General features: G+C 68.3%; 9 protein-coding genes and 1 pseudogene. 4 read left to right on the top strand and 6 right to left on the bottom strand.

Annotation, left to right across the window (positions count from 1 at the left end; all coding sequences use genetic code 11):
* Positions 1-473: pseudogene (locus IMZ11_RS13985) on the bottom strand (hypothetical protein); the annotation flags it as partial.
* A 264-nt stretch (positions 474-737) separates the two neighbouring features.
* On the opposite strand from IMZ11_RS13985, the gene serA reads away from it, so the two are divergent.
* Positions 738-2,327, top strand: a complete 1,590-nt coding sequence (gene serA / locus IMZ11_RS13990) for a phosphoglycerate dehydrogenase (protein ID WP_228641467.1) — start codon at positions 738-740, stop codon at positions 2,325-2,327.
* Between the two features lie 643 nt (positions 2,328-2,970).
* On the opposite strand, the gene IMZ11_RS13995 is transcribed toward serA, so the two are convergent.
* From IMZ11_RS13995 to IMZ11_RS14005, 3 genes are read right to left on the bottom strand one after another with little or no spacing between them, the layout of a single operon-like run.
* Positions 2,971-4,161, bottom strand: coding sequence for a sugar ABC transporter permease (locus IMZ11_RS13995; protein ID WP_228641469.1), 1,191 nt, complete (start codon positions 4,159-4,161; stop codon positions 2,971-2,973).
* Positions 4,158-4,877: an ATP-binding cassette domain-containing protein gene (locus IMZ11_RS14000; protein WP_061255063.1), complete on the bottom strand. Its 720-nt coding sequence runs from the start codon at positions 4,875-4,877 to the stop codon at positions 4,158-4,160. The genes IMZ11_RS13995 and IMZ11_RS14000 overlap by 4 nt, the downstream gene beginning before the upstream one ends.
* Positions 4,878-5,984, bottom strand: a complete 1,107-nt coding sequence (locus IMZ11_RS14005) for a sugar ABC transporter substrate-binding protein (protein ID WP_228641471.1) — start codon at positions 5,982-5,984, stop codon at positions 4,878-4,880.
* 435 nt (positions 5,985-6,419) lie between these two features.
* On the opposite strand from IMZ11_RS14005, the gene IMZ11_RS14010 reads away from it, so the two are divergent.
* The 3 genes from IMZ11_RS14010 (at position 6,420) to IMZ11_RS14020 (ending at position 9,681) form a co-directional block, all read left to right on the top strand.
* Positions 6,420-7,358: an ROK family protein gene (locus IMZ11_RS14010; protein WP_374462271.1), complete on the top strand. Its 939-nt coding sequence runs from the start codon at positions 6,420-6,422 to the stop codon at positions 7,356-7,358.
* A gap of 46 nt (positions 7,359-7,404) precedes the next feature.
* Positions 7,405-8,451, top strand: a complete 1,047-nt coding sequence (locus tag IMZ11_RS14015; RefSeq protein WP_061255060.1) for a 3-isopropylmalate dehydrogenase — start codon at positions 7,405-7,407, stop codon at positions 8,449-8,451.
* Positions 8,452-8,589: 138 nt separating this feature from the next.
* Positions 8,590-9,681, top strand: coding sequence for a branched-chain amino acid aminotransferase (locus IMZ11_RS14020; RefSeq protein ID WP_228641475.1), 1,092 nt, complete (start codon positions 8,590-8,592; stop codon positions 9,679-9,681).
* Between the two features lie 84 nt (positions 9,682-9,765).
* On the opposite strand, the gene IMZ11_RS14025 is transcribed toward IMZ11_RS14020, so the two are convergent.
* Positions 9,766-10,353 (bottom strand): Uma2 family endonuclease, encoded by a 588-nt coding sequence (locus IMZ11_RS14025; RefSeq protein ID WP_228641477.1) that lies wholly within the window; start codon positions 10,351-10,353, stop codon positions 9,766-9,768.
* A gap of 95 nt (positions 10,354-10,448) precedes the next feature.
* A complete protein-coding gene (locus tag IMZ11_RS14030) occupies positions 10,449-11,102 on the bottom strand; it encodes an O-methyltransferase (protein WP_374462272.1) in 654 nt (217 codons plus the stop codon).
* Positions 11,103-11,318 lie beyond the last annotated feature (216 nt).

Here is an 11,318-nt window from a genome sequence, read left to right on the forward strand (position 1 = left end):
GGAGTACGCACCGGTGCGGGGGGCGCCTGCGTCACCTGCGCTCGCGCGACGGTGGCCATCGCTCCCGTGGCGTACGCCGTGGGCGCCGGTGCGGACCTCGGCGCCGACAGGGCGGCGGAGGCGCCGCTCCGTGCCGACGTGAGATACCGCTGGAGATCCTCGATCGGTACGGCGGCGGCCGCGGGGCCGGCCGCGTCGATCACGATCTCCCGGACGCCGGTGACGCGCTGGATGTCGAGAATGGTCTCGGCGTCGCAGGCCGACAGGGAGTGGCTGCCCCGGTGGCGGGCGTAGGTCGCCGGGGCGGTGTAACCGAGCAGCACGCGCTCGCCGCTCTGCGTCGTGCCGAGCACGACGGAACGGTCAGGCCGGACGGCCACCAGGATTCCCCATTCGGCGAGAGCCGCGAGCAGACGTTGCGGGCTACCGTGCTGCGCGAGCACGTCGCCGAGAGAGGGGTTCCCGATGCTCATAGGCTGAACGATAGGTAGCGAACCATGGCTTATCAGGCTAATCGTGAAGAATGTGTGCGATCAATACCAAGATAGAGCCTCTCTGGATGGGACCGGTCCATCTTGGGTAAAGCCATCAGTTAGCGAACATGTGAGTGAATCTCACGATTCGCGATGATCTCCAAGGGCCCGTACGTCTCGCATACCGGTCGCTCGTGAGAGCTTTCACAAGGCCCGGATAGACTCACGCGTGTCCGTGCAGCCGCACTTTCCTAAGGATCGCCAGTGAACAAGCCCGTCGTCCTTGTCGCAGAGGAGCTGTCCGATGCCGGTCTGGCCGTGCTCGGCGCGGACTTCGAGGTCCGTCACACCGACGGTGCCGACCGATCCCAGCTGCTGCCCGCGCTCGCCGACGTGGACGCGCTGATCGTCCGCAGCGCCACCCAGGTGGACGCCGAGGCCATCGCGCACGCGCCGAAGTTGCGCGTGGTGGCCCGCGCCGGGGTCGGCCTGGACAACGTCGACGTCGAGGCGGCCACCAAGGCCGGTGTCATGGTCGTCAACGCTCCGACGTCCAACATCACCAGCGCCGCCGAGCACACGGTCGCGCTGATCCTGGCCAGCGCCCGCAACGTCGCCCAGGGCCACAGCGCCCTCAAGGGCGGCGAGTGGAAGCGCTCCAAGTACACCGGTGTCGAACTCGACGAGAAGGTCGTCGGCATCCTCGGCCTCGGCAAGATCGGTCAGCTGGTCGCCCAGCGCCTGCAGCCGTTCGGCGTCGAGCTGATCGCCTACGACCCCTACCTCCAGCCGGCCCGCGCCGCCCAGATGGGCGTCAAGCTGGCGTCGCTGGAGGAGGTGCTCCAGCAGTCCGACTTCATCACCGTGCACCTGCCCAAGTCGAAGGAGACCGTCGGTCTCATCGGCGACCGCGAGCTCCACATGGTCAAGCCGTCGGTCCGGCTGATCAACGTCGCGCGCGGCGGCATCATCGACGAGAACGCGTTGTACTCCGCGCTCAAGGAGGGCCGCGTCGCGGGCGCCGGCATCGACGTCTTCGCCAAGGAGCCGTGCACGGACAGCCCGCTGTTCGAGTTCGACCAGGTCGTCGTCACCCCGCACCTCGGCGCGTCCACGCACGAGGCGCAGGAGAAGGCCGGCACCCAGGTCGCGCGCAGCGTCAAGCTGGCCCTGGCCGGCGAGTTCGTGCCCGACGCCGTCAACGTCCAGGGCGGCGCCGTCGCCGAGGACGTCAAGCCGGGCCTGCCGCTCACCGAGAAGCTCGGCCGCATCTTCACCGCGCTCGCCGGCGAGGTCGCCACCAAGCTCGACGTCGAAGTGCGCGGCGAGATCGCGGGACAGGACGTGCGCGTGCTCGAACTGGCCGCGCTCAAGGGCGTCTTCGCCGATGTCGTCGAGGACACGGTGACCTACGTCAACGCCCCGCTGCTCGCGAAGGACCGCGGCACCGTGGTCGAACTGGTCACCAGCGGCGAGAGCCCCGACTGGCGCAACGTCATCACCGTGCGCGGCGTGCTCGCCGACGGCCGCACCGTCTCGGTCTCCGGTACGCTGTCCGGCCCCCGGCAGATCACGAAGATCGTCGAGGTCAACGGCTTCGCCATGGAGATCGAGCCCACCGACCACCTGGCCTTCTTCACCTACGCCGACCGTCCCGGCATCGTCGGCATCGTGGGCCGGGTGCTCGGCGAGCACGGCGTCAACATCGCCTCCATGCAGGTCGCCCGGGGCGAGAAGGGCGGCAAGGCCCTGACCGCGCTGACCGTCGACTCGGCCATCCCGGCCGACGTCGTCGAGCAGATCATGAACGAGATCGGCGCCGACAGCGGCCGCACGGTCGACCTCGAGGACTGATCCGACCGCACGATCACGCGTTGAAGCAGGCCCGCTCCACACCAGTGGAGCGGGCCTGTTGTGTTTGATTGCCGCTCGATGCGCTCGCGCGGGCTCGGGGCGCCCTTGAGGCGACGTTGCCTCGCATGCTGCGGAGAACCACGGCTGTTGTCTCGAATATTGAGATACTAGGTCGTCCTACGAGATTCTGGGGTAATCTGACGCAGATGGCGCGCCAGGTGTTCGTACTCATCATCTGCCGCGGCGGGGCCTGATCAAGGGCAGACCGGTAGACCCGCCGCGGTGTGCGGCGTCATGCCGGTCATGAGTTCCCTTCTGCGCCCATGGGTGCGCGATCCGCGCCTTCGGTGCGGCCCTGTCTCCGGATCCGCGATCGGATTCCGTCCCGTTTCATTCCGTTCCGTACGCACGAATGAGATCGATCATGTACGACATGTATCCCTGGAACAACGCCGAGGATGTCCACGACGAGGCGGCCGACGCGCTGCAGACCGCGCTCGACCGCCGTGACAACGGCGGGTCGCCGGAGCGCTGACACCCGAAAGGTCACGTGGCCCCGTGCTCGCGGGACCACGTGGCCGCGCGAACTGCGCCCATGTGCACCGTGGCTGTGTGGCCCGTGCCCATGTGATGTGGTCCGTGCTCACGTGGTGCTGCCGCGCCGGGCCAGGGAGTCGATGGCGACGGCGAGGGCGAGGACCGCGGCGGTCACCATGTACCGCACCGAGGAGTCCACGCTCAGCAGGTACATGCCGTTGGTGATCGACTGGATGACCAGGATGCCGAGCAGCGCCGCGTACGTCCGCCCGCGGCCGCCGAACAGCGACGTGCCGCCGATGACCGCGGCGGCGATCGCCATGAGCAGGATGTCACTGCCGCCCGACCCCTGGTTGACGGCGGAAAGGCGACTGGCCGACAGGATGCCGCCGAAGGCCGCCAGCACGGACGACAACACGAACGCCAGCACGCGGATCCGCGTCACGCCGATGCCCGCCCGGCGGGCCGCCTCGACGTTGCCTCCCACGGCGTACATCCACCGGCCGAACGCGGTGTGCCGCAGGATCAGGTCGAGAACCACCACCAGCCCGCCGAAGATCACCAGCAGCAGCGGTACGCCGCGGTCCGCCGACATCACGAGTACGGATCCCGCCAGCACGATCGCGAGGCCCCCGACCTTGGCGACCGGCCACCACGTGGCGGTCACCGGCAGGTCGGCGGCGATCCTCAGCCGCCGGCCGATCAGCCCCGACGCCGCGTAGACGGTCACCAGTGCCGCGGTCACCGTCCAGGCCAGCCAGGACGGCAACCAGGTGTCGCTCAGTTTCGCGACGAATCCGTCGAAGGGCAGGTTGATGATGCCGCCCGAGCCCAGCAGGTAGAGCAGCAGGCCCTGCCAGCCGATCAGGCCCGCCAGCGTCACCACGAACGACGGCATCCGGATCCGGGTGAACATCAGCCCGTGCAGCAGTCCGACGAGGGCACCCGCCACCAGGGCGGTGAGGATCGCCAGGAGCGGGTTCCAGTGCATCCGTTCGGACAGGATGGCCATGACCACGGCGCACAGGCCGCTGACGGATCCCGCGGACAGATCGATCTCGCCGAGCAGCAGCACCATGATGATGCCGAGCGAGATCGTCCCGGTCGCCGCCATCTGGAGGGCCAGGTTGGTGAGGTTCTCCGGGGACAGGAAGTGCTCGTTGAGCGACCCGAAGACGACCGCGATCGCGATCAGCCCGCCGACGACCGGCCACGCGCCGAGGTCCCCGTGCCGCAACCGCTCGACGGCCTCCTTCGGCGTGTACGGCTTGCGCACCGTGGTGGCGGCGTTCGTCATGCGGCGGCTCCGGTGATCGCGGCCACGATCGACTCCTGAGAGGCGTCGGCCGTACGGAACTCGCCGGCGTTGCGGCCCAGGCGCAGGACCACGACGCGGTCGCTGACCGCGCGCACGTCGGCGAGGTTGTGGGAGATGAGCAGCACCGCCAGGCCACGCTCGCGCAGCCGCCTGATGAGGTCGAGGACCTGGGCGGTCTGCTCGACGCCCAGGGCGGCGGTCGGCTCGTCGAGGATGACGAGCCGGGGCTCGCCGATCAGCGCGCGGGCGATGGCCACGGACTGGCGCTGGCCGCCGGAGAGCATCGCGACCGGCACCCGGATGTCGCGGATGCGCACGTCGAGCGAGGTGAGCAGGTCGCGCGCGGATCGCTCCATCCGGATGTGGCTGAGGATCGACAACCGCCGCCGTTCTGACCCGAGGAAGAGGTTGGCCACCACGTCGAGGTTCTCGCACAGGGCGAGGTCCTGGTAGACGGTCGAGATGCCCAGTCGCTGGGCGTCGTGAGGGGTGCCGACGTGCACGGGCCGGTCGTCGATGACGAGTCCTCCCGAGTCGGGGCTGACGGCGCCCGCGATGACCTTGACCAGGGTCGACTTCCCCGCCCCGTTGTCGCCGACCAGTGCCACCACCTCGCCGGGGCGGAGGTCCAGGCTCACTCCCTGGAGGGCCTGGACCGCGCCGTACCGCTTGGATATGTCCGTCGCCGAGATCATCTACTTGATGCCCGCCTTGGCACACGCGTCCGTGAGTTCGGGTGTGCAGACGTCGGCCGCCTTGTAGAAGCCGTCCTTGATGATCGTGTCCGCGATCTTGTCGACGGTGACCGGGATGGGGTCGAGCAGGTACGCCGGGATGTCCGCCGTGCCGTTGTTCGCCTTGTCGGGAGCGGCCGGCTTCTCGCCCTTGGCCAGCGCGACGGCGAGCTCCGCCGATCTCTCCGCCTCGGCCCGGATGTCGAGGTAGATCGTCATGTACTGCTCGCCGCTGAGGATCCGTTGCACGGCCGCCAGTTCGGAGTCCTGCCCGGTGATCGGCGGCATGGTCGTGTAGCCGGCCCGCTTCATGGCGGCGATGGCGCCGCTCGCCATGCCGTCGTTGGCGGACAGCACGCCCACGATGTTGTCGCGGCCGATCGCGGTGATGGCCTGCTCCATCTCCTGCTGGGCCTTGTCCGGGCTCCAGTCGGGCGTGTCGAACTCCCGGCCGATCGTGACCTTGCCGTCGAGGATGTTGTGCGCGCCCTTCTTGTAGTCGGCCGAGCTGGGGTCGGTGGGCGAGCCGTGGATCATCACGATCTCTCCCTTGCCCGCCGTGCCCTTGGCGTTGAGCGCGTCCAGCAGCGCCTGGCCCTGCATCTCGCCGACACGGACGTTGTCGAACGAGACGTAGTACTCGTAATCGATGCCGGAGATCAGCCGGTCGTAGGCGATCACCGGGACCTTCTTCTGCTTGGCCTTGTTGACCAGCGGCGCGACGGCGGCGGCGTCCACGGCGTCGAGCACGAGCACGTCGGCCCCCTGGGTGAGGGCGGCCTCGACCTGTTGCTGCTGCTTGGCCGCGTCCTGGTCGGCGTTGGAGTACAGGACGTGGCAGTCCGGGCAGAGCTCCGCGACCTTGGCCTCGAACAACGGGCGGTCGAACGCCTCGTACCGCGTCGTCTTCGACTCGGGAAGGAACAGGGCGACGGTCTTGCCGCCGCCGGCCCCACCTGCCCCGCCCGCCGTGGCCTCGGACGGCTTCGCCTCCGTGTCGGAGCTGTTTCCGCAGGCGGCGCCGAACAGAAGCGCCGCGACGGAGATGGCCAGCATTCCTCGTCGCATCGGCACACGATTCCTTTCTCACGACCCCGAGGGTTGATAAGAAAGGTAATTTACTATCAGCTTCATGACCAGGGGTTGAGGCGAGATCACGTCATGGAGGAGCGGATGGTGCAGGGCGATCCACCATTGATCAACTGGCCTGCCTTCCGAAGCGTGTATGCCACCCTGGGGAACGTGGTGAGCATGGGCGGCGGGACCGCCAACACGACCAGCCTGCTCCGGGTGATGAACGAGCGTGCGGTGTTCGCGGAGATCTTCCGGCTGGGCAAGGTCTCCCGGCCGGAGCTGGCGCAGGCCACCGGCCTGTCCAAACCCACGATCTCCGTCGCCCTGGCGGATCTGGAGCGTGCGCGGCTGGTCCGCCCGGTCGGGCTGCGTACGGGCAACGCGGGCCGAGCCGCCCTGCTCTACGAGATCCGCCCGCAGGCCGGCTGGGTGCTGGCCGTCGACATCGGCCGGGCCTACGTACGGTTCGCGCTGGCCGACCTGGTGGGGGAGATCGTCGCGCGCAGGGACGAGCCGTCCCGGGCGGAGAGCTACGACGAGGTGCTGGCCCAGCTCACCGAGATGGCGGCCGCGCTCACCACCGAGGCCGGTCTCGCCCCCGGCGACATCACGCTGACGGTCTTCGGGACTCCGGGCATCCACGACAAGGAGACGGGCGCGCTGCGCGTGGCCCCCAACCTGCCCGGCTGGGAGCTGCCCGGCGCGGTAGAACGGCTCGCCGACGTCACCGGATCTCCGTACATCCTGGAGAACGACGTGGACCTCGCCGCGGTGGGGGAGGGCGCGTACGGCCTGGGCGAGGGCGTCCCCCATTTCGTCTACGTCTCCCTCGGCACGGGCATCGGCATGGGCGTGGTCATCGACGGCAAGCTCTATCGCGGCTCACGCGGAGCGGCCGGTGAGATCTCCTACATGCCGGTCGGCGAGGGCGACCCGCGGGCCGATCCGGGGCGCGGCATGTTCGAGTCGGTCGCGTCGGCGGACGGCGTGATCGCCGCGGCCGCCCGGTTGGGTATGATCGCCGCCACCGCGAAGGACGTCTTCGACGCGGCCAGGGCGGGAGACGAGACCGCGCTCAAGGTCGTCTCCGCCGAGGCCGACCACGTGGCGCACGCGCTCGCCGGGATCGTCGCCGTACTCGATCCTGAGCTGGTCGTGCTGGGCGGAGGCATCGGCACGCAGGCCGCCGACCTGCTCATCGGCCCCGTGACCGAGCGGCTTCCCGCACTGGTCGCGCTGCGCCCGCCCCGGATCGAGGCGTCCACGCTCGGCGCGGACGCCGTGCTGCTCGGCGCGCTCGCGTTCGGTCTGGCGACGGCCCGAGACCTGGTCTTCGAGCGCGCCGTCGCGGTGACTCCGCCCGGATAGTGAGACCTTGCGTTCGATCTACGAGACGGACAGGTAGGGTACATGCATGGATTCGAGCAACATCCGTCTGGCGGTGATCCCGGGTGACGGGATCGGCATCGAGGTCGTCACCGAGGGACTCAAGGTCCTCAACGCGGTCGGCGTCAAGGTCGAGACCACTGAGTACGACCTGGGCGCGAAGCGCTATCACGCGACCGGGGAGGTCCTTCCCGACGCGGTGCTGGACGAGTTGCGCGGCTATGACGCCATCGTGCTGGGCGCCGTCGGCGACCCCAGCGTCCCTCCGGGCATCCTCGAGCGCGACCTGCTGCTTCGGCTCCGCTTCGAGCTCGACCACTACGTGAACCTGCGTCCGGTCAAGCTCTTCCCCGGCGTGGAGACCCCGCTGGGCAAGTCCCGCCCCGAGGACATCGACATGGTCGTCGTCCGTGAGGGCACCGAGGGGCTGTACGCCGGAGCCGGCGGCACGCTGCGCCGCGGCACACCGCACGAGATCGCCACCCAGGAGTCGCTCAACACGGCCTTCGGCGTCGAGCGGGTCGTCCGCTACGCCTTCGAGAAGGCCGCCCAGCGGCCGCGCAGGAAGCTCACCCTGGTTCACAAGACCAACGTGCTCACCTACGCCGGTGACCTCTGGGCCCGCACGGTCGCCCGGGTCAGCCTCGACTTCCCGCAGGTCGAGACCGACTACTGCCACATCGACGCGGCGTCGATGTTCTTCATCACCCAGCCCGAGCGGTTCGACGTGATCGTCACCGACAACCTCTTCGGCGACATCATCACCGACATCGGCGCGGCGGTGGCCGGCGGCATCGGCCTCGCCGCCAGCGGCAACATCAACCCCGACCGGACCGCGCCCTCCATGTTCGAGCCGGTCCACGGCAGCGCCCCCGACATCGCGGGCATGGGCAAGGCCGACCCGACCGCCACGATCCTGTCCATCGCCATGCTCCTCGACCACATCGGCCTCGCCGAGGACGCGCGGAAGGTCGAGCAGGCGGTCGCCGACGACCTCGTCGAGCGCCAGGGCGCCTGGACCGCCAGAACGACCCGTGAGATCGGCGACGACATCGCCGCCCGAGTAGCCGGCTGAGCCGGGCCGCTCACCTCGTCCATGCGCATGGCGGCCCGAGCCGGGCCGCCATGCGCTTTTTCATACCCTCTTTGATGCCTTAGGTTTCCCCATAGGTCGCACAATGAATGTGACGACGTAGAGAGAAGGATCGCCGTAATGACCAGCCAGCTCAGCTTCGACGTGCAGCTCAACCAGCAGGCCCGCACCGCGGCCGAGCGTGAGCAGGTACTGGCCAACCCCGGCTTCGGGCAGATCTTCACCGATCACATGATCTCCATCGACTACACCGAAGGCCGCGGCTGGCACGACGCGAGGCTGGAGCCGTACGGGCCGCTGGTCCTGGACCCGGCGACGGCGGTGTTCCACTACGCGCAGGAACTGTTCGAGGGGCTCAAGGCGTATCGCCAGGCGAACGGCTCGATCGTGTCGTTCCGGCCGTACGCCAACGCGGCCAGGTTCAACAAGTCCGCGCTGCGGATGGCGATGCCCGAGCTGCCCGAGGAGGCGTTCGTCGAGTCGCTGGAACTGCTCGTCCAGACCGACAAGGAGTGGGTGCCGACGACCGAGGGGCACAGCCTCTACCTGCGGCCCTTCATCATCGCCACCCAGGTCGGACTCGGCGTGAACTACCCCTCGAAGACGTACCGCTACATGGTGATCGCCTCTCCCGCGGCGTCGTACTTCTCGGGCGGCGTCAAGCCGGTCTCGGTGTGGCTGTCCACGGAGTACACCCGGGCCGCCCCCGGAGGCACCGGCTTCGCCAAGTGCGGCGGCAACTACGCGGCGGCCTTCGTCGCCCAGCGCCAGGCCGTCGAGCAGGGCTGTGACCAGGTCGTCTGGCTGGACGCGAACGAGCACCGCTACGTCGAGGAGATGGGCGGGATGAACCTCTTCTTCGTCTTCGGCGACCGGCTGCTCACCCCCGCGCTGACCGGGACGCTCCTGCCCGGTGTCACCCGTGACTCGATCCTCGCCTTCGCCGCCGACCTGGGCCTGAAGGCCGAGGAGGGCCGGATCTCGATCGAGGAGTGGCAGGCCGGCTGCGAGTCGGGCGAGCTGACCGAGGTCTTCGCCTGCGGCACCGCGGCCGTGGTCACCCCGGTGGGCACCGTCAAGGGCGCGGATCGCTCGTGGACGATCGGTGACGGCACCCCCGGCACGGTCACCCAGAAGATCCGCGAGGAGCTCATGGGCATCCAGTTCGGCAACCGTCCCGACTCCTACAGCTGGATCCACAAGATCTGCTAGTCGACACGGCAGGAGCCCGGCGGCCTCGCCTTCGCCGGGCTCCTGCCGATCACCGCTCCCACGCGCGGCAGCGGTCCGTACGGCTCACGTCTCGATCAGCGTGGCGGTGTCGACGGCCATGTCCCACGGCTCCGGCAGCGGCAGTGGCTTGCCCAGCGTCACCTCGAGTTGGTGCTGATACCCCTTGTCGCCCGGCTCGCTCATCAGCCTGGCGACGCCCTTGAAGGTGTCGATCACCAGATAGAGCGGCACCCCCGCCAAAGCACAGGTCCGCGGCTTGATGACGTGGTCGTCCTGGACGCTGCTCTTGGACACCACTTCCACGATGAGCAGCGTGCTGTGCCCGTAGACCTCGTCATCGCCCCACATGTGCCGCTTCTTCGGCACGATCGTCAGGTCCGGGATGTAACGATCGACCTGCGGGCCGAGGAACAGTTTGATATTGGTCCACAGACCCCGGTCACGGCTGGCGACGATGCTCGCGATCTGAAGGATCAGGCGAGAGATGACGTCGTTGTGCTCTCCTGCCGGCACCTCCTTCGCCACGATCCGGCCGTCGATGATCTCGACTCTGCGGTCGGGATGCATCGCGCATGTCTCGTGATAGCGGCGATAGAGATCCGCTCTGTTCGTCTCCGATGATGTCGTGGGCTCGACGAGAACCCTGGCCATGGGTACATCATCCCCTCCAGGTGGGCGGCGCAACGTGATTGACGCGACACGTACTGTAATCGCAAAGGTGTCCGTGTACCTGGAGTTCCCGCAAGTCAGCGCTTGCGGATGAGGGTGAGGCCGTCGGCGACCGGGAGGAGAATGGTGGTCACCCGCTCGTCACTCGCGACGAGGTCGTTGAACCGGCGCATCGCCGGTACGGAGCCACCGGCGTCGAGATCGATGATCGCGCCACTCTGGAGCGTGTTGTCCACGCAGATCAGCCCGCCGGGGACGAGTCGCGCCATGATCTCCTCGTAGTAGACGGGGTATCCCACCTTGTCCGCGTCGATGAACGCGAAGTCGACGAACTCCTTCCTGGGCATCGCCCGGAGCGTCTCGGCCGCCGGACCGAGGCGCAGCTCGATCCTGTCCGAGACGCCTGCCTTCTCCCAGTAGCGACGGGCGACCGAGGTCCACTCGTCGCTCAGATCGCAGGCGATCAGCTCGCCGTCCTCCGGTAGCCCCCGGGCGATGCAGATCGACGAGTAACCCGTGAACGTGCCGACCTCCACGGCCCGGCGGGCGCCGCTGATCTGGACGAGCATCGTGAGCAGGGTCCCCTGTTCCGGGGAGATCTGCATGATGGCGTCACCGCCCGTCGCCCTCGCCGTCTCCTCGGCGAGGCCGAGCAGTACGTCGTCAGGCCGGGTGGTGTGCGCGACGGTGTACGCGGCGACGGAAGCGTCGATGAAGTTCGCGGCTTTCATGGTCATCACCTTAATTCTGGACTCGCCGCGACGCTCGAGCGTTCGTCAGCGGGACTGCTTTCCCAGTTCAGCAAGGGCTACGGGTCGCGACACAAGATTGGCGTCTCGTATCGTGAGACAGATGTACCGGGCATGTCACGGCGTGTGGCAGACTCAAGACACCATGTTCTACGGTCTGCTCATTATCGGCAGGCGCGCTGGCTGACATCAGGACAA

The sequence above is a fragment of the Microtetraspora sp. AC03309 genome (assembly GCF_020826795.1).
Taxonomy (GTDB): Bacteria; Actinomycetota; Actinomycetes; order Streptosporangiales; family Streptosporangiaceae; genus Microtetraspora; species Microtetraspora glauca.

What these genes read in the sequence shown, in the direction of transcription:
- IMZ11_RS13995 (WP_228641469.1), bottom strand. Translation starts at nt 4,161, where the DNA reads ATGACGAACGCCGCCACCACGGTGCGCAAGCCGTACACGCCGAAGGAG.
- IMZ11_RS14000 (WP_061255063.1), bottom strand. Translation starts at nt 4,877, where the DNA reads ATGATCTCGGCGACGGACATATCCAAGCGGTACGGCGCGGTCCAGGCC.
- IMZ11_RS14005 (WP_228641471.1), bottom strand. Translation starts at nt 5,984, where the DNA reads ATGCGACGAGGAATGCTGGCCATCTCCGTCGCGGCGCTTCTGTTCGGC.
- IMZ11_RS14015 (WP_061255060.1), top strand. Translation starts at nt 7,405, where the DNA reads ATGGATTCGAGCAACATCCGTCTGGCGGTGATCCCGGGTGACGGGATC.
- IMZ11_RS14020 (WP_228641475.1), top strand. Translation starts at nt 8,590, where the DNA reads ATGACCAGCCAGCTCAGCTTCGACGTGCAGCTCAACCAGCAGGCCCGC.
- IMZ11_RS14025 (WP_228641477.1), bottom strand. Translation starts at nt 10,353, where the DNA reads ATGGCCAGGGTTCTCGTCGAGCCCACGACATCATCGGAGACGAACAGA.
- IMZ11_RS14030 (WP_374462272.1), bottom strand. Translation starts at nt 11,102, where the DNA reads ATGAAAGCCGCGAACTTCATCGACGCTTCCGTCGCCGCGTACACCGTC.